This window comes from Vibrio cincinnatiensis DSM 19608, from assembly GCF_900167345.1.
In the GTDB taxonomy this organism is placed as follows: domain Bacteria; phylum Pseudomonadota; class Gammaproteobacteria; order Enterobacterales; family Vibrionaceae; genus Vibrio; species Vibrio cincinnatiensis.
In genome coordinates, this window is sequence record NZ_FUXB01000007.1 from 71,133 (window position 1) to 93,067 (window position 21,935).

General features: G+C 45.1%; 20 protein-coding genes. 11 read left to right on the plus strand and 9 right to left on the minus strand.

What is annotated here, in order from left to right:
• Positions 1–426, minus strand: coding sequence for a pilin (locus B5D54_RS08060; protein WP_078926033.1), 426 nt, complete (start codon positions 424–426; stop codon positions 1–3).
• Between the two features lie 196 nt (positions 427–622).
• Entirely contained in the window at positions 623–1,513 is an 891-nt protein-coding gene (nadC, locus tag B5D54_RS08065; protein WP_078926034.1) for a carboxylating nicotinate-nucleotide diphosphorylase, read from the minus strand.
• A gap of 197 nt (positions 1,514–1,710) precedes the next feature.
• On the opposite strand from nadC, the gene ampD reads away from it, so the two are divergent.
• Positions 1,711–2,256 carry a 1,6-anhydro-N-acetylmuramyl-L-alanine amidase AmpD gene (gene ampD / locus B5D54_RS08070; RefSeq protein WP_078926149.1) on the plus strand — a complete coding sequence of 182 codons (546 nt, stop codon included), beginning with the start codon at positions 1,711–1,713 and terminating at the stop codon, positions 2,254–2,256.
• A 6-nt stretch (positions 2,257–2,262) separates the two neighbouring features.
• Here the strand turns inward: ampD and fldB are convergent, their stop codons facing one another.
• Positions 2,263–2,781, minus strand: coding sequence for a flavodoxin FldB (gene fldB, locus B5D54_RS08075; RefSeq protein ID WP_078926035.1), 519 nt, complete (start codon positions 2,779–2,781; stop codon positions 2,263–2,265).
• Positions 2,782–2,924: 143 nt separating this feature from the next.
• Here fldB and xerD point away from each other — a divergent pair, with 143 nt between their 5' ends.
• From xerD to lpdA, 7 genes are all read left to right on the plus strand, one after another.
• A complete protein-coding gene (gene xerD, locus B5D54_RS08080; RefSeq protein WP_078926036.1) occupies positions 2,925–3,833 on the plus strand; it encodes a site-specific tyrosine recombinase XerD in 909 nt (302 codons plus the stop codon).
• Positions 3,834–3,848: 15 nt separating this feature from the next.
• Positions 3,849–4,592: a bifunctional protein-disulfide isomerase/oxidoreductase DsbC gene (gene dsbC, locus B5D54_RS08085; RefSeq protein ID WP_078926037.1), complete on the plus strand. Its 744-nt coding sequence runs from the start codon at positions 3,849–3,851 to the stop codon at positions 4,590–4,592.
• A gap of 62 nt (positions 4,593–4,654) precedes the next feature.
• The gene (gene recJ / locus B5D54_RS08090) at positions 4,655–6,394 is read left to right on the plus strand and encodes a single-stranded-DNA-specific exonuclease RecJ (RefSeq protein WP_078926150.1); all 1,740 of its coding nucleotides are present in this window, start codon (positions 4,655–4,657) and stop codon (positions 6,392–6,394) included.
• 328 nt (positions 6,395–6,722) lie between these two features.
• On the plus strand, positions 6,723–7,493 hold the full coding sequence (gene pdhR / locus B5D54_RS08100; RefSeq protein ID WP_078926039.1) for a pyruvate dehydrogenase complex transcriptional repressor PdhR: 771 nt from the start codon (positions 6,723–6,725) through the stop codon (positions 7,491–7,493).
• A gap of 50 nt (positions 7,494–7,543) precedes the next feature.
• Positions 7,544–10,204 carry a pyruvate dehydrogenase (acetyl-transferring), homodimeric type gene (aceE, locus tag B5D54_RS08105; protein WP_078926040.1) on the plus strand — a complete coding sequence of 887 codons (2,661 nt, stop codon included), beginning with the start codon at positions 7,544–7,546 and terminating at the stop codon, positions 10,202–10,204.
• Positions 10,205–10,223: 19 nt separating this feature from the next.
• Entirely contained in the window at positions 10,224–12,110 is a 1,887-nt protein-coding gene (gene aceF, locus B5D54_RS08110) for a pyruvate dehydrogenase complex dihydrolipoyllysine-residue acetyltransferase (protein ID WP_078926041.1), read from the plus strand.
• 253 nt (positions 12,111–12,363) lie between these two features.
• Positions 12,364–13,791: a dihydrolipoyl dehydrogenase gene (gene lpdA, locus B5D54_RS08115; protein ID WP_078926042.1), complete on the plus strand. Its 1,428-nt coding sequence runs from the start codon at positions 12,364–12,366 to the stop codon at positions 13,789–13,791.
• Positions 13,792–13,862: 71 nt separating this feature from the next.
• On the opposite strand, the gene B5D54_RS08120 is transcribed toward lpdA, so the two are convergent.
• Complete coding sequence (locus B5D54_RS08120) at positions 13,863–14,495, minus strand: LuxR/HapR/OpaR family quorum-sensing transcriptional regulator (protein ID WP_078926043.1); 633 nt, start codon at positions 14,493–14,495, stop codon at positions 13,863–13,865.
• Positions 14,496–14,836: 341 nt separating this feature from the next.
• Here B5D54_RS08120 and hpt point away from each other — a divergent pair, with 341 nt between their 5' ends.
• Positions 14,837–15,367: a hypoxanthine phosphoribosyltransferase gene (gene hpt / locus B5D54_RS08125; RefSeq protein ID WP_078926044.1), complete on the plus strand. Its 531-nt coding sequence runs from the start codon at positions 14,837–14,839 to the stop codon at positions 15,365–15,367.
• A gap of 75 nt (positions 15,368–15,442) precedes the next feature.
• Here hpt and can read toward each other — a convergent pair whose 3' ends face one another.
• Positions 15,443–16,111: a carbonate dehydratase gene (gene can, locus B5D54_RS08130; RefSeq protein WP_078926045.1), complete on the minus strand. Its 669-nt coding sequence runs from the start codon at positions 16,109–16,111 to the stop codon at positions 15,443–15,445.
• Positions 16,112–16,440: 329 nt separating this feature from the next.
• Here can and B5D54_RS08135 point away from each other — a divergent pair, with 329 nt between their 5' ends.
• The gene (locus B5D54_RS08135) at positions 16,441–17,364 is read left to right on the plus strand and encodes an ABC transporter ATP-binding protein (RefSeq protein WP_078926046.1); all 924 of its coding nucleotides are present in this window, start codon (positions 16,441–16,443) and stop codon (positions 17,362–17,364) included.
• Positions 17,364–18,134 carry an ABC transporter permease gene (locus B5D54_RS08140; protein ID WP_078926047.1) on the plus strand — a complete coding sequence of 257 codons (771 nt, stop codon included), beginning with the start codon at positions 17,364–17,366 and terminating at the stop codon, positions 18,132–18,134. The genes B5D54_RS08135 and B5D54_RS08140 overlap by 1 nt, the downstream gene beginning before the upstream one ends.
• A gap of 155 nt (positions 18,135–18,289) precedes the next feature.
• On the opposite strand, the gene panC is transcribed toward B5D54_RS08140, so the two are convergent.
• The 4 genes from panC to pcnB are packed head-to-tail and all read right to left on the minus strand — an operon-like array spanning position 18,290 to position 21,853.
• A complete protein-coding gene (gene panC / locus B5D54_RS08145; protein ID WP_078926048.1) occupies positions 18,290–19,171 on the minus strand; it encodes a pantoate--beta-alanine ligase in 882 nt (293 codons plus the stop codon).
• A gap of 11 nt (positions 19,172–19,182) precedes the next feature.
• Entirely contained in the window at positions 19,183–19,977 is a 795-nt protein-coding gene (gene panB / locus B5D54_RS08150) for a 3-methyl-2-oxobutanoate hydroxymethyltransferase (protein ID WP_078926049.1), read from the minus strand.
• Positions 19,974–20,483 carry a 2-amino-4-hydroxy-6-hydroxymethyldihydropteridine diphosphokinase gene (gene folK / locus B5D54_RS08155; protein WP_078926050.1) on the minus strand — a complete coding sequence of 170 codons (510 nt, stop codon included), beginning with the start codon at positions 20,481–20,483 and terminating at the stop codon, positions 19,974–19,976. Before folK ends, panB begins: the two co-directional genes overlap by 4 nt.
• On the minus strand, positions 20,480–21,853 hold the full coding sequence (gene pcnB / locus B5D54_RS08160; RefSeq protein ID WP_115173961.1) for a polynucleotide adenylyltransferase PcnB: 1,374 nt from the start codon (positions 21,851–21,853) through the stop codon (positions 20,480–20,482). The genes folK and pcnB overlap by 4 nt, the downstream gene beginning before the upstream one ends.
• Positions 21,854–21,935 lie beyond the last annotated feature (82 nt).

Below are 21,935 nucleotides of genomic sequence, written 5' to 3' on the forward strand. Positions count from 1 at the left end.
TTATGATTTGGTGGCTGGACAACCTTTGGGTGCATTCTTGTCATCAGTTAATCCTGAAAGAGCACATGTCCAACCATTAGTTTCTTCTCTTGTATAGGTAAATTTAGCCCCTTTAGCCGCGCCATCTTTATGTTCAAAGATAATACTATTATCTGTTCCGAAACTGAGTTCACCTAATGGATTAGCTTTTTCTGCAATTCCAAGAATGTTCACTCCACCAGATAATGGACCTGTTTCTTGTATATAAAGCTCAGCGGGAGTGATAACGGATTTTATGGTAGCAAACCCAGAAGCCAACTCACTTTTCGTTACGTAGTCCTTATAGGCGGGAACAGCAATGGCGGATAAAACGCCAATGATTGCGACCACAATCATCAGTTCAATTAAGGTAAAACCTTGTTGTTTATGGTTTGGATTCTTTTTCATTACACTGTCATCCTCGTTGTGTAGTTAAGACAGACAGAGAATAAGCACAGCGTAGAGTTGAGAGAATGGCTTCAAGAATGGGTTTCGAGTCAGGCGACGTTTTTGGTCGAGGTGTAAAAAACGTTACATAAAGTTTGCGAGTCAGCTAAAAGGTTAGGCTTAGGAATGGCCCCTAAGCCTTTAAATTCTAGGTTATTTATTGTTGGAAACGCATTGATAAATCTAATGCTTTAATGTGTTTGGTGAGCGCGCCGACCGAGATGTAGTCAATGCCTGTTTCTGCATAATCACGAATCGTCTCTAGGGTGATGTTACCGGAGTTTTCTAATGCGATGCGTCCGGCATTAATTTTGACGGCTTCACGCATCATCTCAAATGAGAAGTTATCGAGCATAACAATATCCGCGCCAGCGTGAATAGCTTCAGACAATTCGGCTAAATTTTCGGTTTCTACTTCAATCGGTTTACCGGGGTTGAGCTGTTTTGCGGTATGAATCGCTTGGGTGATGCCACCGCAGGCAATGATGTGGTTTTCTTTGATTAAATACGCATCAAAAACACCAATTCGATGGTTAAAACCGCCACCACAGGCCACGGCATATTTTAAGGCACTACGTAATCCCGGAATGGTTTTACGAGTATCGAGTAGCCGACACTGTGTGCCTTGTAACGCCTTGACATACTGCGCGGTGGTGGTAGCACAACCAGACAGCGTTTGAATAAAGTTCATCGCGTTACGTTCACCCGTGAGCAAAATACGAGCTGGCCCAGTTAACGTGCAGAGTGTTTGATTGGCGGTCAGAACATCACCATCTTCAACTTGCCATTCAATGGTGACTTGACCACCTAGCTGTTTAAACACCTCTTCTGCCCACATTTTTCCGCAAAAAACACCCGCTTCTCGGGTAATGAGGGTGGCACAGCTATGGACATCAGCAGGGATCAAACTGGCGGTGATATCTGCAGTAGCATCGAGGGTTCCGCCTAAATCTTCTTTTAAGCTATCGGTCACGGAGCGCGTGATTTCTAACGGCAGTTGTTGCTTGAGATAATCTAAGCGCTGTTGACTATTGTGGGGGTGTTTCATCGCAAATCATCTTTGGTTGTGGAGGAAAGGGGGCATGATACGATGAGTCGCTTAGAAATTCAGCTGTTAATCTCCCATTCTGGCTTTATGAGGCGGTAGGAAAAAGATTATCTGATGATAAATAACCGGGAATGGGCAGTGATAAGCCTTTTTTCTCGAGTATACTGACGGGAAATAACAAGAGCAGAAGTCAGGTTATGATTGATCAACATGGTTGGTATCAAGAGGCTCGGCGTGTTAAATCGCCGTTTTACGATCAACGGCCAGATGAGCGTGATATTTCACTACTGGTGGTGCACAACATCAGTTTACCTCCTGGTCAATTTGGTGGGCCTTATATTGAACAGTTTTTTAGTGGCACGTTAGCGAGCCAAGCTCATCCTTTTTTTAAAGTGATTGAGAAGATGCAAGTCTCGGCGCACTGTTTGATCCGTCGAGATGGAGAAGTGGTGCAATTTGTTCCTTTTTCAGCCCGAGCTTGGCATGCAGGGCAATCTTCTTTTGCTGGGCGTGAGCGATGTAATGATTACTCAATCGGCATTGAACTTGAAGGCTGTGATTTTATTGCCTATACCCAAGCTCAGTATCAAGCATTGGTGAGTTTAACGGAGCAATTGATGGTGCACTATCCTGCCTTGACCCGAGAGCGCATTACTGGCCATCAATATATCGCGCCAATGCGAAAAACAGACCCAGGGTTAGTCTTTGATTGGCGCTACTTTCTTAGCCAAATTCAGCCTTAATAGAGGTTATGAAAATTGCTGATATTCGGTGAGGATCTGTTCAATCCAAGTGGCAATCCGTTCATCACTCAGCTCATATTGTGAGTCTTCATCAAGCGCTAGCCCAACAAAATGCTGACCATCTTCGGTGAGCGCTTTGGAGGCTTCAAACTGATACCCCTGAGTTGGCCAGTAGCCGATGAGTTTAGCTCCGTTCTTCTTGACTGCATCGTGCAGCATTCCCATCGCATCCAGATACCATTCGCCATAGCCTTCTTGATCGCCTAAGCCGTACAATGCGACGAACTTGTCGTTTAGCGGTACGCCATCGATGTGATCCCATATCGCGCTCCAATCTTCTTGGATTTCACCAAAATCCCAAGTGGAAATGCCCAGAATCAACAAGTCATAGTCGCGCATTCGAGAAAGTGGCGTGTCTTTGACATTGTGGATATCAAGTAATTCTTCACCAATAATAGCGCGCATTTTTTCTGCGGCCATTTCGGTGTAGCAAGTCGTTGAGCCGTAAAACAGACCGATTTTCATAGGGTTTCTATTCTTTATTTCTTTTGATGAGGGAATTCTATACCTAACTCAACAGGAGATGCCAGAGCCGACGACCTAGGAGTGGTGAAGAATTTGTGGTATTAAGTTGGGGTTATCCTAACAATATATAATGAGAATCAACGGTGTCAGAGCAATTGTCGGCCGATCAAGGGCTGATCGAGCAGTTTTTAGATGCGATGTGGATGGAGCGAGGGCTAGCAGAAAATACGTTAAGCTCGTATCGTAATGATCTTAATAAATTACTGAACTGGATGCAGCAACACCACTATCGCTTAGATTTCATAAGCTTAGCGGGCCTATTGGAATATCAAAGTTGGCTGACTGATCAAAATTATAAGCAAACCTCGCGGGCGAGAATGATCTCAGCGATGCGCCGTTTGTTCCAATATTTACATCGTGAAAAGATTCGCAGTGACGATCCCAGTGCTTTGTTGGTCAGCCCCAAACTGCCGCAACGGTTACCGAAAGATCTCAGTGAAGCGCAAGTGGAATCCCTATTAAATGCCCCCAATCCTAGTGATCCTCTAGAGCTACGTGATAAAGCCATGCTTGAGTTGTTATACGCAACAGGGTTGCGGGTGACGGAGCTGGTCTCCCTTACGATGGAAAATATGAGCTTAAGGCAGGGGGTGGTCCGGGTGATCGGTAAAGGAGGCAAAGAACGTTTAGTCCCGATGGGAGAAAATGCCATTGAATGGATTGAAACTTTTCTTGCTCAAGGGCGGTCTTACCTGCTGGGCGAGCAGACGTCTGATGTGGTTTTTCCCAGTAAACGCGCTCAACAAATGACCCGGCAAACCTTTTGGCATCGTATTAAACATTATGCGGTGATCGCTGGTATTGATGTGGAAAAACTTTCCCCTCACGTGCTGCGTCATGCTTTTGCTACCCATCTACTTAACTATGGGGCAGATTTACGCGTCGTGCAGATGTTACTTGGCCATAGTGACTTATCCACCACACAAATTTATACTCACGTCGCCACTGAACGACTTAAACAAATACACAGCGAGCACCATCCAAGGGCTTGATAGAAAGGATTTTTTATGAAGGTTTTATACCGGTTACCATTACTGCTTCTAACGATTGTTACAACGGCCTGCTACGCGCAGGGTGGGGCGACAGGTATTGATAAAAATGTGTTTGCAAAACGCTTTGCGCCATTGGGGCTGGAAGTGCTTTCCGTGGCGCCTGCGGATATTGCCGGTTTAGTGGAAGTGCAAACACCAGGTGGGGTTGTGTTTGCTTCTGAAGATGGCCAGCATTTTATTGCCGGAACCTTATATGCATTAAATGAGGATGGTAGCTATGTGGATGTGCTTGCGAAACGACAAGCTCCGATCAATGCTCAGAAAATTGAGCAGCTAAAATCCAGTATGATTGAATATAAAGCACCCAATGAGCAATATGTGGTGACGGTCTTTACCGATACCACTTGCGGTTATTGTGTGCGTCTACATAGCCAAATGAAAGAGTATAACGATTTGGGAATTACGGTGCGTTATTTGGCTTATCCTCGGCAAGGGCCTGTTGGGCAAGTGGCGGATCAAATGGCGGCTATTTGGTGTGCTGATGATCCGAATACGGCGATGCATAGTGTCAAGATTGAAAGACAAGAAGCCCAAGCAAAGGGGGATCTTAAACAGTGTCAGCAGACGATCGCGCAACATTATCAGCTAGGTCGAGAACTGGGTATTTCCGGAACACCCGCGATTTTCCTTCCCAATGGTGAAATGGTTGGGGGCTATCTACCTGCAGCCCAACTCAAAAAGCGCCTGCAACAGCAGTAAGTATTTCGCCTTATCGACTAACTTAGGAAGCGGGCTTGGTTTATCCAAGCCTGATTATTTTTATGATAGAGATTCAAAGAAGACCTGATCCTGATCTGACTCAACTGCCAGATTCCATTCCTGATTTACTCAGACGAGTTTATCTTAACCGCGGGATAACCACGGTTGAACAGCTTGAAAAAGCGGCGAAAGCGTTGCACTCCTACCGACAATTGCACGGGATTGAGAAAGCCGTTGAATTACTCTTCAACGCGATTCAGAAGCAGCTGCGCATTATTATTGTTGGAGATTTTGATGCTGATGGGGCAACCAGTTGTGCGTTATCGGTTTTAGCCTTACGTATGCTTGGTTGCCGTAATGTGGATTATCTGGTTCCTAACCGTTTTGAAGATGGATACGGATTAAGCCCTGAAGTGGTCGATCAAGCCTTAGCGCTTGGCGCAGAGATGATCATGACGGTGGATAACGGTGTTTCTTCTATTGAAGGCGTACGTTATGCCAAGCAGCATGGGTTAACCGTATTGGTGACGGATCACCACTTACCGGGACAGGTGTTGCCTGAGGTGGATGCTATGGTCAACCCTAACTTACAACAGTGTGCTTTTCCTTCCAAAGCACTGGCTGGCGTTGGGGTGGCCTTTTATCTCATGATGGCACTGTGTGTGCACATGCGCCAGTCAGGTTGGTTTCATCAGCAAGGAATGGCAGAACCTAAATTAATGGAGCTGATCGATCTGGTTGCATTGGGGACGGTTGCTGATGTAGTGCCGTTGGATGAAAATAACCGAATCTTGGTCCATCAAGGCTTACAACGTATTCGAGCGGGTAAGGCACGTCCGGGAATCCAAGCGCTGATTGAAGTGGCGAAACGCGATGCTCGTCGATTGATTGCGGCTGATTTTGGTTTTGCTTTAGGGCCTCGCATTAATGCAGCTGGGCGTTTAGATGATATGTCTTTTGGGGTCGAGCTCTTGCTGACCAACAATATTCATGCCGCTCGCCGAATGGCGAATGAATTGGATGCGCTTAATCAAACACGTAAAGAGATCGAAGAAGGAATGAAACAAGAAGCGTTGGCTTTTTGTGAGCGGCTACAATTTGGCGAGAATGGCACATTACCCGCCGGTTTAGTGCTATTTCAAAGAGACTGGCACCAAGGTGTTATTGGTATATTGGCCTCTCGTATCAAAGATAAATACCACCGTCCCGTGATCGCTTTTGCTGACGGAGGTGAGGGGCTAATGAAAGGTTCTTGTCGCTCGATCCCTGGCCTGCATATGCGTGATACATTAGACAACATTGATACGCAAAATCCGGGGGTGATTATTAAATTCGGTGGTCATGCTATGGCGGCAGGGTTAACCATTGAAGAGCGTCAATTTGAACGTTTCCGTCAGTTATTTGAACAATCGGTCAGTGAACAGTTAGACGAAGCCAACCTGAAAGGGATACTACTGAGTGATGGTGAACTCAAACCTGAAGAGTTTTCTATGCATACGGCGGAAACCCTACGTGCTGGAGGACCATGGGGCCAAGCATTTCCTGAACCTTTGTTTGATGGTGAATTTAAAGTGCTTAATCAAAAATTGGTGGGAGAAAAGCACCTCAAACTCATGTTAGAGCCATTATTTAAAGGGCATCCCACTCATGTGATGATCGATGGTATCGCCTTTAATGTGGATTTGCGCCGTTGGCCGGATACTTCAGTGAAAACCGTCCATCTGGCTTATAAGTTGGACATTAATGAATTTCGTGGCAACCAATCTTTACAGCTATTAGTTGATCATATCGAAGCCAAATAACCCTTCTGCTAATCACTTGAGTGGTGAATCTGTTGATCACTCAAGTTTTATCTTACTGTTATCTCTATATTTTTACGTTTTCAGTGATATCCGTACTCTTTGTGGCCCGCCATTCTCCCATCTGTGTGTTTTTTGTAATTGGTCTGACCAATCCTATTTCTGTTTTAGTGTGCTATTGTTATCAAAGTGTTTTCTTCAGCCCTGTTCTATGATTTACGTCAATTTTTGGCTGGACAATTACGTTTTAATTATGTTAATTTCTATCTCAACTTGAAATTGGTATTACCAATTGCCAACGGTAAAATAAAGAGTAAAAGAACAATAAATTATGGCTTATCAAAGGATTCGTCAGCCGAAACTTTCTGATGTGATAGAGCAAGAGTTAGAACGGTTGATAGTGGAAGGAACATTAACGCCTGGGCAGCAATTACCTCCCGAGCGTGAACTCGCCAAACAGTTCGATGTTTCTCGACCTTCGGTCCGTGAAGCCATACAGCGTTTAGAAGCCAAACGTCTTTTAACGCGTCGTCAAGGAGGGGGCACTTTCGTCAGTGAACATATCTGGCAAAGTTTCTCCGATCCTCTGCTAAATTTATTGTCTAGCCACTCAGAAACTCAATTGGATTTACTGGAAGCGCGCCATGCGTTAGAAGGCATTTCCGCTTATTTTGCGGCATTACGTGGTACTAATGAAGATTTTGCTCGTATTCAAGCCAGTGTGGTGCGAATTAGTGAAATGCAAACAAAAAATGATCTGGAAGCTGAAGCTGTTAGCGTTATGGAATTTCTTATTGCTATCACCGAGGCAACCCATAATGTTGTTCTATTGCATATCGTTCGGAGTCTCGCTCCATTGCTTGAGCAAAACATTCTACAAAATTTTAAATTATTACATCGCCGCCCCGAAGCGGTTGAGAAAGTAAGTAAGCACCGAGCTAATATTGTGGATGCGATCGTATCTGGCCAGCCAGAAAAGGCACGCGAGATGTCTCACTCACACTTAGCTTATATTGAAGAAACATTGTTGGATTTGACCCGGGAAGAGTCTCGACGTGAGCGTTCTCTGCGCCGTATCCAACAGGGTAATGAGCCGCAATAGCGGTCCATTGCGATTCTAAATAAATCCAACCAACAGAAGGATAGATCGCCATGTCTGACATGAAGCATGACGTAGATGCACTGGAAACTCAGGAGTGGCTTGCCGCTCTTGAATCCGTTGTACGTGAAGAAGGCGTAGAGCGTGCGCAATTCTTATTAGAAGAAGTTCTAGAGAAAGCCCGTCTCGATGGCGTTGATATGCCCACTGGTATCAACACAAACTATATCAACACGATTCCGGCCGCCCAAGAGCCCGCTTATCCCGGTGATACGACGATTGAGAAACGTATTCGTTCCATCATCCGTTGGAACGCGATCATGATCGTGTTGCGTGCTTCTAAGAAAGATTTGGATTTGGGTGGGCACATGGCCTCTTTCCAATCTTCGGCCGCATTCTATGAAACTTGCTTCAACCATTTCTTCCGTGCGCCGAATGAGAAAGATGGTGGCGATCTGGTTTATTATCAAGGCCATATTTCTCCGGGGATCTATGCGCGTGCTTTCCTTGAAGGCCGATTGACCGCAGAACAGTTAGATAACTTCCGTCAAGAAGTGGATGGTAAAGGGATTCCTTCTTACCCACACCCGAAATTGATGCCTGAATTCTGGCAATTCCCGACCGTATCTATGGGTCTGGGGCCAATCGCTTCTATTTATCAAGCTCGTTTCCTTAAGTACCTAGAGGGGCGTGGTCTTAAAGACACTTCTGAGCAACGCGTTTACGCTTTCCTGGGTGATGGTGAAATGGATGAGCCAGAATCACGCGGCGCAATCTCTTTTGCAGCTCGTGAAAAACTGGACAACCTCTGTTTCCTTATCAACTGTAACTTACAGCGTCTTGATGGCCCAGTAATGGGTAACGGCAAGATCATTCAAGAGCTAGAAGGCCTATTTAAAGGCGCTGGCTGGAATGTGGTGAAAGTGATTTGGGGCAACAACTGGGATGCGCTATTAGCGAAAGACACCTCTGGTAAGTTACTGCAATTGATGAATGAAACCATTGATGGCGATTACCAAACGTTCAAAGCGAAAGACGGTGCTTACGTTCGTGAACACTTCTTTGGCAAATACCCAGAGACAGCGGCGCTCGTTGCCGATATGACCGATGATGAGATCTTCGCTCTAAAACGTGGCGGCCACGAGCCATCCAAACTGTTTGCTGCGTTCAAAAATGCTCAACAAACGAAAGGTCGCCCAACCGTTATTCTAGCGAAAACCGTGAAAGGTTATGGCATGGGTGATGCGGCAGAAGGGAAAAACATTGCGCACCAAGTGAAGAAAATGGACATGACTCATGTTCTTGCGATGCGTAATCGTCTTGGTTTACAAGATCTTATTTCAGATGAAGCGATCAACGATTTACCTTACTTAACGCTAGAAGAAGGTTCAAAAGAGTACGAGTACTTGCACGCGCGTCGTAAAGCCTTACACGGTTATACCCCACAGCGTTTGCCTAACTTTACTCAGCCTTTAATTATTCCTGAGTTGGAAGAATTTAAACCGCTACTTGAAGAGCAAAAGCGTGATATCTCTTCTACTATGGCGTTTGTACGTACCTTGAATATTCTTCTGAAAGACAAGAATATTGCTCAAAACATCGTACCGATCATTGCCGATGAAGCACGTACTTTTGGTATGGAAGGTCTGTTCCGTCAAATCGGAATTTACAACCCACACGGGCAGAACTACACCCCACAAGACCGTGATATCGTTTCTTACTACAAAGAAGCGACGTCAGGTCAAGTATTGCAAGAAGGTATCAACGAGCTAGGCGCAATGTCGTCATGGGTAGCCGCGGCGACCTCTTACAGTACTAACGATCTGCCCATGATCCCATTCTATATCTACTACTCAATGTTTGGTTTCCAACGCGTTGGTGATATGGCATGGATGGCGGGTGACCAACAAGCGCGTGGCTTCCTATTGGGCGCAACGGCGGGTCGTACTACGCTAAATGGTGAAGGTCTACAGCACGAAGACGGTCACTCACATATCCTAGCCAGCACCGTACCAAACTGTATCTCTTATGACCCAACCTTCGCTTATGAAGTGGCGGTGATCATTCAAGACGGTATTCGTCGTATGTATGGCGAACAAGAGAATGTTTTCTACTACTTGACGCTCATGAATGAAAACTACGCAATGCCAGCCATGCCTGAAGGCGCTGAAGAAGGCATCCGTAAAGGTATCTACAAGCTAGAAACCTATACTGGTTCAAAAGCGAAAGTTCAGTTGATGAGCTCAGGTACTATCATGAATGAAGTGCGCAAAGCCGCGCAAATTCTGAGTGATGAGTATGGCGTTGCTTCGGATGTTTACGCGGTGACTTCATTTAACGAATTAGCTCGTGATGGTCAAGCGTGTGAGCGTGATGCGATGCTTCATCCTGAAGCGGAAGCGAAAGTCCCTTATATCGCGCAAGTGATGGGTACAGAGCCTGCGATTGCGGCAACCGACTACATGAAGAACTATGCGGAGCAAGTGCGAGCTTACGTTCCAGCTGCCTCTTATAAAGTATTGGGTACTGATGGCTTTGGTCGTTCAGACAGCCGTGAAAACCTTCGCCGTCACTTTGAAGTGAATGCGGGTTATGTTGTGGTTGCAGCACTAAGCGAACTGGCTAAACGTGGTGAAGTTGAGAAATCGGTCGTGGTTGAAGCGATCAAGAAATTTGATATCGACACCGAAAAAACTAACCCGCTATACGCTTAATTGAAGGTAGGAAAGAATAATGGCAATCGAAATTAATGTACCGGATATCGGTGCCGATGAGGTTGAAGTTACTGAGATTCTTGTCAGCGTTGGCGACAAGGTTGAAGAAGATCAATCGCTTCTCACTGTTGAAGGTGATAAAGCCTCAATGGAAGTTCCTGCGTCTCAAGCAGGTATTGTTAAAGAGATCAAAGTGACTGTCGGTGATAAAGTCACAACGGGTTCTTTGATCATGGTGTTTGAAGCTGAAGGTGCCGCTGCAGCGGCTCCTGTGGCTGAGGCTCCTGTTGCTGCTGCGGCCGTTGCTCCTGCCTCTGCTGAATTAAAAGAAGTTCAAGTACCGGATATTGGTGGTGATGAAGTTGAAGTCACTGAAATCATGGTTGCCATCGGCGACGTGGTAACAGAAGAGCAATCGTTGATCACCGTTGAAGGCGATAAAGCCTCGATGGAAGTGCCCGCGCCTTTCGCTGGTACAGTGAAAGAGATCAAAATTGCCTCTGGTGACAAAGTGACCACGGGTTCTTTGATCATGGTCTTTGAAGTTGCCGGTTCTGGCGCTGCGGCTCCAGCGCCTGTGGCTCAAGCTAGCGCTCCAGCCGCTCCGGCTGCCGTAGCAGCAGATAAAGACGTTCAAGTGCCAGATATCGGTGGTGATGAAGTTGAAGTGACTGAAATCATGGTTGCGGTTGGCGACATGGTTGAAGAAGAACAATCGTTGATCACCGTTGAAGGTGATAAAGCGTCAATGGAAGTCCCTGCGCCTTTTTCTGGTAAAGTGAAAGCGATTAAAGTGGCGACCGGTGATAAAGTTTCTACTGGCTCACTGATCATGGTGTTTGAAGTGGCAGGCGCAGTGCCTACCCAAGTAGTGGTTTCTGCTCCTGCGCAAACTTCTGCACCAAGCGCTGCCCCTGCTCCAGTTGCACAAGCGAGCGCTCCTGCGACCGCAGACTTCCAAGAGAATCATGAATACGCTCATGCTTCTCCAGTGGTTCGCCGTCTCGCTCGTGAGTTTGGTGTAAACCTAGCGAAAGTAAAAGGCTCTGGTCGTAAGAACCGAATCTTAAAAGAAGATGTGCAGAACTATGTGAAAGAAGCGCTAAAACGTCTTGAGTCTGGTTCTGTGGCAGCAGCTTCTGGTAAAGGCGATGGTGCGGCCCTTGGTTTGCTTCCTTGGCCTAAAGTGGACTTTAGCAAGTTTGGTGACACTGAAGTTCAACCACTTTCACGCATTAAGAAGATTTCTGGCGCGAACCTACACCGTAACTGGGTGATGATCCCACACGTAACCCAATGGGATAACGTGGATATCACGGAGCTAGAAAACTTCCGTAAAGAGCAGAACGCTATCGAAGCGAAGAAAGACACCGGAATGAAGATCACCCCACTGGTGTTCATCATGAAAGCGGTCGCTAAAGCATTAGAAGCCTTCCCTGCGTTTAACTCTTCGTTGTCTGAAGATGGCGAAAGCTTGATCCTTAAGAAGTATGTTAATGTGGGTATTGCCGTAGATACACCGAATGGCCTAGTGGTTCCCGTCTTTAAAGATGTGAATAAGAAAGGCATCTATGAACTTTCTGAAGAGCTGGCGCAAGTATCGAAAAAAGCTCGTGCGGGTAAATTAACGGCGGCAGATATGCAAGGTGGCTGCTTTACGATTTCAAGCTTAGGCGGTATTGGTGGTACGGCATTTACCCCAATCGTTAATGCGCCAGAAGTGGGTATCCTTGGGGTATCTAAATCGGAAATGAAGCCAGTGTGGAATGGCAAAGAGTTTGTGCCACGTTTACAACTTCCGCTCTCTCTTTCTTACGATCACCGTGTGATTGATGGTGCGGAAGGTGCGCGTTTTATCACGTACTTAAATGGCTGTTTGAGCGATATTCGTCGCTTAGTATTATAAGCATGACATAAACAATAAGGCGGCGTTGAGCCGCCTTGATTTAAGCATAATCTTGCAATTTGATGATAAGGAATTTTTTTGTCATTGAATTGTTGTCTAGCTCACAGGCTACATGGATTTACTTTTCACACCATTAACATCTCTGTAAACTGTTACGGTCTGAAAATAATCGTTTTAAAGCGATGCGCTTTTTAACACATAAGATAGAACCTTCCACTTAGCCTGTTAGGGATATTGACTATAAGAGGTCGAAATGAGCAAAGAAATTAAAGCCCAAGTTGTTGTACTTGGTGCCGGTCCTGCTGGTTACTCCGCAGCGTTCCGCTGTGCCGATTTAGGTCTGGATACCGTACTTATCGAACGTTACAACACGCTTGGCGGTGTGTGTCTCAATGTTGGGTGTATCCCTTCAAAAGCCCTACTTCATGTTGCGAAAGTGATAGAAGAGGCCAAAGCGCTTGCTGAACACGGCATTGTATTTGGCGAACCACAAACGGATATCGATAAAATTCGTTTATGGAAAGAGAAAGTGATTAACCAATTAACGGGCGGTCTTGGCGGTATGGCTAAGATGCGTAAAGTGAATGTGGTTAACGGTTTTGGCAAATTTACTGGCCCCAATACCATTGAAGTGGAAGGTGAAGAGGGGACAACCGTTGTTAACTTTGACAATGCCATCATTGCTGCGGGCTCTCGCCCAATTAAACTGCCTTTTATTCCACATGAAGATCCTCGTATTTGGGATTCAACCGATGCACTGGAACTGAAAGAGGTCCCAGGGAAACTGCTGATCATGGGTGGCGGTATTATCGGTCTAGAAATGGGAACGGTTTATCACGCTCTTGGCTCTCAGATTGATGTGGTTGAAATGTTTGACCAAGTCATTCCAGCGGCAGATAAAGACATTGTTAAAGTTTATACCAAGCGTATCCAAAACAAATTTAACTTGATGCTTGAAACCAAAGTGACAGCAGTAGAAGCCAAAGAAGATGGCATCTATGTGTCAATGGAAGGTAAAAAAGCACCAGCAGAAGCTGAGCGTTATGATGCTGTGCTAGTGGCGATAGGCCGTGTTCCAAATGGTAAATTGATGGATGCGGAGAAAGCGGGCTTAGAGGTGGATGAGCGTGGCTTTATCCATGTCGATAAGCAGATGCGCACCAATATTCCTCATATTTTTGCAATTGGTGATATTGTCGGTCAGCCTATGTTGGCGCACAAAGGTGTTCACGAAGGCCACGTAGCCGCTGAAGTTATTGCTGGTAAGAAACATTACTTCGATCCAAAAGTGATTCCTTCAATTGCTTATACTGAGCCAGAAGTGGCTTGGGTGGGTAAGACAGAAAAAGAAGCCAAAGCTGAAGGTATCAGCTATGAAGTGGCCACTTTCCCATGGGCAGCCTCAGGCCGTGCCATTGCTTCAGATTGTGCTGATGGTATGACTAAGCTTATCTTTGATAAAGAGACGCATCGTGTGATTGGTGGCGCGATTGTCGGTACCAATGGCGGTGAACTGCTGGGTGAAATTGGTCTTGCGATTGAAATGGGATGTGATGCCGAAGATATCGCGCTCACGATTCACGCTCACCCAACACTGCATGAGTCGGTTGGCCTTGCAGCAGAAGTGTTTGAAGGAACGATTACTGATTTACCGAACGCGAAAGCGAAAAAGAAAAAGTAATGGTTAATTTAAAGTAACATAAAAAAGCCGCTGATTGTTCAAGCGGCTTTTTTACTGAACGAGAGTGTGCACTAAGAGGCGATAGATAAATGTTCTCGGTTATAGATGCACAGCATATCTAAATAATGGTTGACTAACTGGCAGACTTTTTGTTCATCACGCACTCGGTTGGCTTGTACAAAGAGAGAATAACAAACGCCGTGAAATAGCATCGCTAAATTTTCGGCATCAAGTTGAGCACAAACTTCACCACGCTCGATAGCTTTGACAAAAATATTTCTAATCAATAACTGGTTCGTTTTATTGCTCGAGACAAATAAAGGCCAGACTTCCTCTCGAGTTGAAGCGCTCCATTCAAACCATACTTTTAGCCAATAACAATCATCAATAGCCAGATTTACCATTGCTGAAGCAATGTTGTGCATATTTTCTTTAGCATCGAGGTCAAGATCAATCTGATCGGTGAGAAAGTTAGAGAATTGACGAACAACAAAGGTTAGTACATCGTCCACCAAATCTTCCCGAGTAGGAAAGTAGTTAAAGACGGTTGCCACAGATACTTGGGCAATTTCAGCGATATCTGCATGCCCTCCACGACCAATCCCTCGTTTGGCAAACACTTCCAGTGCGATTTCCATGAGTTGTTGTTTACGTTTTTGCGGAGAAAGCCGTGTTCTGGGGCGTTTCTCAATAGATGCGTCCATAGTTGTATCCTTGCCAATTGACTGAGTTGTTGCGTGTTTGTCACGCTAATGATTTTTTATAATGTGTTTTAAACGCTATGAGTGTAATGGTGCATATGTGTCAGGTCAATATATTATGCTTAAATAATCGCCATTAAGACAAAAGTGTTTCACTTTCAAGACCTTCTATTGATGACTTAAAAATCATGGGGGTCGGGGGCTTTTTCTCTTAAGGGGCTAGATGGCACTCACCTCGCACAAAGGTTAACACTCACTCTATGCAGTGGTACTATACGCGCCGAACAATTTAGCGATATATCACTTTTTTAACGGTCAATATCGCTCTAACCAACGAGATAGGTATGAAACATACAGTTGAAGTAATGATTTCTGAACAAGAGGTTCAGGAAAGAATTCGTGAGTTAGGTCAACAAATAACGGAACATTATCAAGGCAGTGAAGACCTCGTTTTGGTCGGTCTTTTGCGCGGCTCTTTTGTTTTTATGGCAGATTTAGCCCGGGCCATTTCGTTGACTCATCAAGTGGATTTCATGACGGCCTCTAGCTATGGGAACAGTATGGAAAGTTCCCGAGATGTCAGAATATTAAAAGATCTGGATGATGATATTAAAGGTAAAGATGTCTTACTGGTAGAAGACATTATTGATACGGGTAACACACTCAGTAAAGTAAAAGACTTTTTATCTTTGCGTGAGCCTAAATCAATCCATATCTGTACTTTGCTTGATAAGCCTTCTCGACGTGAAGTCAACGTTGATGTGCAATGGATTGGCTTTGAGATCCCCGATGAATTCGTGGTGGGGGTTGGCATTGATTACGCACAAAAATATCGCCATTTACCCTTTATCGGGAAAGTGATCCCTCTGGAATGATCGGTCTTTTGAGAAAAGAATGCCCACGAAAGTGGGCACGTTGCTGGTTAACCTCTTGAATAGGAATCAACAAGCTTAACGACACAAGAGTGTATGTTCTGGATTCAGGATTTTTTCTAGTGCTTTTTGATAGCTATCATTAACTAATTCTTGCGAGTCACAGCGTAGACCGAGATATTCCAGTTTCCCATCTTCAATCCCGTAAACGACCCCATGCAGTTCCACATCTTGTCCTCGTTGCCAGGCACTTTGCATAATGGTGGAGTTACCTAGGTTATACATTTGTTCCGCAACATTAATTTCTGCCAACTTATCGGAACGATCTTTTTCTGGCATTTTTTCTAAATACGCCCGATGTTTAAAATAAAGATCTCGGATGTGTAGTAGCCAGTTATTGATAAGGCCAAGTTGAGGGTTATCAATTGCCGCCGTTACACCGCCACAGCCATAATGACCACAAATGATGATGTGTTTTACTTTAAGCACATCTACGGCGTATTGAACCACGGATAAGCAGTTTAAATCGGTATGAATTACTTGATTCGCCACATTTCGGTGAACAAATAATTCACCCGAATAAAGCCCAGTTAGGCGCTCTGCTGGAACTCGGCTATCGGAGCAGCCAATCCATAAAAAATCGGGGTTTTGTCCTTTGGCGAGTTTGGCAAAGTATTCTGGTCGTTCAGATTTGATTGATTCTGACCAACGTGAATTATTTTCAAAAAGCTGTTTAAGTTCTGGCATCTGCGTTCCCTTTAGTGATTGAGCCAACTATACACAATGTCATTACGTGATTCTCTGAAAAATGTGTTAACAGCCTACTCATCTGAGCAGTTAATGTAAGCAATTTTTTTGCAAGATATTGTTGATAAAGATGAGAACCAAAACACATTATAGGTAGACTTTTATGTAAGGTACATTTTAAACATCTATAGATAAGCTCAATTTATCGCTTTGGGTAATGTCATTTTCTTCTTCTGTGTGATAAGTGGATATATTTAAGCTAAGGGGTTGAAAATTCAGTCGCTAAGCAGCACATCTACTAGGTTGTCACTGTAAGAGTTTGCACCACTATGTATGCATTAGAAATCGATCAGTTGCGCAAAACCTACCAAGGTGGTTTTGAGGCACTGAAAGGGGTCAGTTTAACCGTTAGAAAAGGGGACTTTTACGCCTTACTTGGCCCTAATGGCGCAGGTAAGTCCACCACGATTGGTATTATTTCTTCCCTAGTGAATAAAACCTCCGGTCAGGTAAAGGTTTTTGGCCACAATATCGACACCCATCTTGAGCAAGCCAAACAACATTTAGGCTTGGTACCACAAGAGTTTAACTTTAACCCTTTTGAAACGGTTGAACAGATTGTGATGCAGCAAGCGGGCTATTACGGGGTGTCAGCGTCACTAGCGAAAGAGAGAGCTAAAACCTATCTGACACAGTTAGATCTCTGGGATAAGCGTAAAGATAGGGCTCGTAACCTTTCTGGGGGAATGAAACGTCGTTTGATGATTGCTCGTGCCTTGATGCATGAACCCCAGTTATTGATTTTGGATGAACCGACGGCAGGGGTTGATATTGAGCTACGTCGTTCAATGTGGGCGTTTTTAAAGCAGATCAATCAGCAAGGCATTACCATCATTCTAACGACCCACTACCTAGAAGAAGCAGAGATGCTATGTCGCAATATTGGCATTATTAATCGGGGGGAGCTCATTGAGAACACCTCGATGAAAGGGCTACTGGGTAAGTTAAGCGTAGAAACCTTTATTTTGGATATTGATGATGAACGTCTATTACAGCCACTGACCGATGTGATTTCTCAGCGTATTGTCGATGGGTCATTAGAGATTGAGTTAGAAAAAAGCCAAGGGCTGAATTCCGTGTTTACTCAGTTGACTCAACAGGGAGTTAAGGTGCTCTCTATGCGTAACAAAGCGAACCGTTTAGAAGAGTTGTTCGTGACCATTGTGCGTGATCAGAGTCAGGGAGATAAATAATGTACGCGATTTATTGGACCGCTTTTTGTAGCCTGCTACGTAAAGAAATTACTCGTTTTACGCGAATTTGGGTACAAACATTAGTGCCTCCCGTGATCACGATGAGCTTATACTTTGTCATTTTTGGTAACTTGATCGGTTCTCGTATCGGGCAGATGAATGGTTTTAGTTATATGGAGTACATCGTGCCCGGTTTGATCATGATGTCGGTGATCACCAACTCGTACTCTAACGTGGCGTCTTCTTTTTTCAGTGCTAAGTTTCAAAAAAATATTGAAGAACTTTTGGTCGCCCCTGTTCCCAATTACGTCATTATTGCCGGATATGTGATGGGAGGAGTGGCCCGTGGTTTGCTCGTTGGCGCTTTTGTGACTACTGTTTCACTTTTCTTTGTCGATTTAAATGTGGATCACTGGGGAATCATTTGTGCAACGGTCTTTTTAACGTCGGTGGTGTTTTCTCTGGGGGGGTTAATCAATGCCGTCTTTGCTAAAACATTTGATGATATTTCCATTATTCCGACCTTTGTCCTCACTCCGCTGACCTATTTAGGTGGTGTGTTTTATTCGATCAGTTTATTACCCGATTTCTGGCAAGGTGTTTCAAAAATTAACCCCATCGTTTATATGGTGAATGCGTTTCGGTATGGATTCTTAGGCGTGTCCGATGTGGATATTGTGACATCGTTCAGTGTGCTTGGGATCTTTGTGGTGATGCTTTATGCCGTTGCTCACTATCTGGTGACAAAAGGGAAGGGGCTACGCAGCTAAATTCTCAGGGCTGGAGGATAAGCGGCTATTTTTATTGGATTGGCGGCTTGCACTATTCAGTCATGGGCACTTATTAATAAAACGTTGTTAATAAAAAATGGTCATTCTCACTTATATGGGAATGACCATTATTTCTTTTACCGAAAAGTATCGCATTATTCTTCTTCAGAGCTCTCTTTAGTCTCACCAGAGAGATCAAGAACTTGGTTATCAATTAACCTTACTTTTCCTAAATGTGCCGCGATTAAAATGACAGCTTGTTTACTGTCGCTAGTGATGGGTTGCAATGTGTGTGCATCTCGAATAAAGATGTTATCGGGTTCGAGATCGGCAGCTCGTAGCTGATCAATCGCATCTTCAATAATAGAAGGGTAATCGTCTCGGCCACCTCGAATGGCGCTGCTCATCCAACGCATGGTTCTTGCTAATACTGGTGCTCGCTGGCGTTCATCGATGGTCAGCAAATTGTTGCGTGAACTCATTGCCAATCCATCCATTTCACGAACGGTAGGAACTCCGACAATTTCAATATCCAAACACAGATCGTTAACCATCTGGCGAATGACAGCCAATTGTTGGAAGTCTTTCTCACCAAAGCAGGCAATATTGGGCTGCACAATATTAAAGAGTTTGCTAACAATGGTGGCCACACCACGGAAATGACCAGGACGAGAGGCCCCTTCAAGCATATGTGAAAGCCCTGGCACTTCGACAAATGTTTGTTTATCTAATCCATGGGGATACATCACATCAGGAGTCGGTGTAAAGACGAGATCAACCCCTTCGCTGTTTAATTTGCTCAGATCTTCATCCAGTGTTCGTGGGTAGTTATTGAGATCGTCTGCTCGATCAAACTGCATCGGATTGACGAAAATACTGACCACAACGATGTCGGCCAGCTCGCGTGCTTTACGAACTAAGGTCAAATGACCTTCGTGTAAATTGCCCATTGTCGGAACAAAAGCCACTTGGCGACCATCACGCTTATACTGTTTTATCTGCTCACGAAGAGCTGAAATATCAGCAAAAGTTTGCATGGAGTACTCCTTTAGGCAATAGTGTGTGCATCATCAGGGAATGCGCCGCTGGTAACATCAGCCATATATTTGGCAACGGCTTGGCGCATGTCGCCGGTTTCTGCGAGAAAATCTTTTGAGAATTTTGGCATGTAGTTGGCTGAAATACCAAACATATCGTGCATAACCAGAATTTGTCCATCCGTACCATTGCCAGCACCAATACCAATGACGGGCACGTCCAGCAATTCAGTGATTCGATTTGCAAGGCCTGCTGGGACACATTCCAGTAATATGACTTGCGCTCCCGCGTCTTGGAGGGCAATCGCATCTTTAACCATGCGATCTGCTTTATCTTGTTCGCGGCCTTGGACCTTATAACCACCAAAAATATTGACGGACTGAGGGGTCAAACCCAGATGAGCACAAACAGGCACCGCTCGCTCGGTCAGCATTGTTACCGTATCAACCAGCCAATCTCCCCCCTCGATTTTTACCATATTGGCACCGGCTCTAATCAAGGTGGCGGCATTTTCACAGGCTTGTTCTGGCGTTGCATAGCTCATAAAAGGCATATCGGCCATTAGTAGGCAGTTAGGGCTACCCGCACGTACGCAGCGAGTATGGTAGGCTATCTCTTCGACCGTGACGGGGAGAGTATCGGTTTGCCCTTGGAGAACCATTCCTAATGAGTCACCCACCAATAAAACCGGCATCTCTTGGCTTTCAAACAATTGAGCGAAACTGGCATCATAGGCGGTCGAGGTGGGAAATTTTCGACCTTCCTGTTTCCACTTGATCAGATCATTAATGGTGATTTTTTTCATTCGATATCCTTACTTGCCGTTGGCGACGGCCAAATACTAAGCCCATTCCGTGCCACTTGGTTAAGTCGATCACTAAGCTTAGTTCCATCGGGAAGCTGTAAATGCGGGGCAATTTCATACAGCGGATAAAGGACAAATTCACGAACGTTCATCCCATAATGTGGTACGGTTAATCGTTCACAATCTATCACTTCTTGTCCATAGAGCACGATGTCTAAGTCGAGCGTTCTCGGCCCCCAACGCTCAGCTTTGCGCTCTCGCCCTTGTTGCTGTTCAATAGCTTGGGTGCAATCGAGCAGTTCAAGCGGGCTTAATTGTGTTGTGATGGCCACCACCGCATTGATGTAATCGGGCTGATCTTGTGGCCCCATCGGTGTACTGGAATACAACGATGATGCGACAATAAATTGGGATTGAGGCAGCTTTTTTAAAGCCTCAATCGCTTGTTTCGTTTGATTCACTGGATCGCCAAGGTTGCTACCGATAGCGATATAAGTGGTGATCATGATGCGGTTTTACCTTTTGGTTTCCGTTTACGGTTTGAAGGTTTACGTCGGCGAGGCCCAGCTTTATGACTTTCAGTACTGCTACCTAAGTCAGCGACCATCGCTTGGCGCATATTTCGTCCTGCATTTTGGAAGGTCTGCCACCAATTCGCCAGTTGTTTGACCTCTCCACCTTCAATTTCTCCCCGCATTTCCAGAAAATCGAACCCAGCTCGAAATTTATTTAATTCAAGTAGGCGGAAAGCTCGTTTACCCGTACGACGTGGCAGGCGAAGCTGCATTTGCCAAATTTCGCGGATCGTTGTGGTATGACGACGGGGAATCGCAATCGTTTTTACCACTTGATCGAGGATCTTATTGCTGGCTTCCATGACGGCATCGTAAAAATTGTATTGATGCGTTTCCATGATCTGTTCGGCCAGCTTAATCATCGGATACCAGAAGAAGGCGGCAAACATGAAGGCTGGGTTGATTCGTTTCCCCTCTTCAATACGAATATCGGTAGAATCGAGTGCTAAATCCAGCATTTGTTCCGTCAATGAGGAATCATCTTCCGTAAAATGCTCGGCTATCTGTGGAAAGAGTTGTTGGAACAAATTGTACTCTCTCATCAGGTGATAGGTTTCTAACCCATAGCCAGTTTGTAGCATTTTCAACGACTCTTCATAGAGACGAGCCGATGGAATGTCTCGTAATAGCGGCGCTAATTGTTCAATGGGAGCGGCGGTATCTTCTTCAATATCAAAATCAAGTTTAACGGCGAATCGGATCGCTCGTAACATGCGGACCGGATCTTCTCGATAACGGACTTCTGGGTCACCGATAAGGCGCACCAGTTTATCTTCAAGATCTTCCATCCCACCAGCGTAGTCATGAATACTGTAATCGGCGATGTTGTAATACATGGCGTTGATGGTGAAATCACGACGTTCCGCATCTTCATCGATAGTGCCATAGACATTATCGCGCAGTAACATCCCCGCTTCTGACTGGGCAGCGATGTGTTGATTGGTTTCTTGATGGTGCCCACGGAAGGTGGCGACTTCAACAATATCGCGTCCAAACATAATATGAGCAAGGCGGAAACGACGCCCGATCAATCGGCAGTTGCGAAAGAGCTGACGAATTTGTTCTGGTGTGGCATTGGTGGCGATATCAAAATCTTTTGGAGTGGAGCCGAGGAGTAAGTCTCTGACACCGCCTCCTACTAAATAAGCTTCAAAGCCAGCACCGTGTAACCGATACAAAACTTTGAGAGCATTTTCACTGATCGACTGCCGAGAGATATTGTGATCTTGGCGAGTGATGATATTGAGCGCTAACTCAGGATAAGCATGAGGTTCGCGTGGTTCTAATTCATTATTATTCATGTGCATCTGACAATGATTGGTGTTGGCTATTCAAGCGTTGTGGTGCACCTTTTGAGGCTTAAATGGGCCGAAATTTCGGCTA

Excerpts from the sequence above, each read along its gene's own strand:
- B5D54_RS08060 (WP_078926033.1), bottom strand. The coding sequence starts at position 426 with ATGAAAAAGAATCCAAACCATAAACAACAAGGTTTTACCTTAATTGAA.
- nadC (WP_078926034.1), bottom strand. The coding sequence starts at position 1,513 with ATGAAACACCCCCACAATAGTCAACAGCGCTTAGATTATCTCAAGCAA.
- ampD (WP_078926149.1), top strand. The coding sequence starts at position 1,711 with ATGATTGATCAACATGGTTGGTATCAAGAGGCTCGGCGTGTTAAATCG.
- fldB (WP_078926035.1), bottom strand. The coding sequence starts at position 2,781 with ATGAAAATCGGTCTGTTTTACGGCTCAACGACTTGCTACACCGAAATG.
- dsbC (WP_078926037.1), top strand. The coding sequence starts at position 3,849 with ATGAAGGTTTTATACCGGTTACCATTACTGCTTCTAACGATTGTTACA.
- recJ (WP_078926150.1), top strand. The coding sequence starts at position 4,655 with ATGATAGAGATTCAAAGAAGACCTGATCCTGATCTGACTCAACTGCCA.
- pdhR (WP_078926039.1), top strand. The coding sequence starts at position 6,723 with ATGGCTTATCAAAGGATTCGTCAGCCGAAACTTTCTGATGTGATAGAG.
- aceE (WP_078926040.1), top strand. The coding sequence starts at position 7,544 with ATGTCTGACATGAAGCATGACGTAGATGCACTGGAAACTCAGGAGTGG.
- aceF (WP_078926041.1), top strand. The coding sequence starts at position 10,224 with ATGGCAATCGAAATTAATGTACCGGATATCGGTGCCGATGAGGTTGAA.
- lpdA (WP_078926042.1), top strand. The coding sequence starts at position 12,364 with ATGAGCAAAGAAATTAAAGCCCAAGTTGTTGTACTTGGTGCCGGTCCT.
- B5D54_RS08120 (WP_078926043.1), bottom strand. The coding sequence starts at position 14,495 with ATGGACGCATCTATTGAGAAACGCCCCAGAACACGGCTTTCTCCGCAA.
- hpt (WP_078926044.1), top strand. The coding sequence starts at position 14,837 with ATGAAACATACAGTTGAAGTAATGATTTCTGAACAAGAGGTTCAGGAA.
- can (WP_078926045.1), bottom strand. The coding sequence starts at position 16,111 with ATGCCAGAACTTAAACAGCTTTTTGAAAATAATTCACGTTGGTCAGAA.
- B5D54_RS08135 (WP_078926046.1), top strand. The coding sequence starts at position 16,441 with ATGTATGCATTAGAAATCGATCAGTTGCGCAAAACCTACCAAGGTGGT.
- B5D54_RS08140 (WP_078926047.1), top strand. The coding sequence starts at position 17,364 with ATGTACGCGATTTATTGGACCGCTTTTTGTAGCCTGCTACGTAAAGAA.
- panC (WP_078926048.1), bottom strand. The coding sequence starts at position 19,171 with ATGCAAACTTTTGCTGATATTTCAGCTCTTCGTGAGCAGATAAAACAG.
- panB (WP_078926049.1), bottom strand. The coding sequence starts at position 19,977 with ATGAAAAAAATCACCATTAATGATCTGATCAAGTGGAAACAGGAAGGT.
- folK (WP_078926050.1), bottom strand. The coding sequence starts at position 20,483 with ATGATCACCACTTATATCGCTATCGGTAGCAACCTTGGCGATCCAGTG.
- pcnB (WP_115173961.1), bottom strand. The coding sequence starts at position 21,853 with ATGAATAATAATGAATTAGAACCACGCGAACCTCATGCTTATCCTGAG.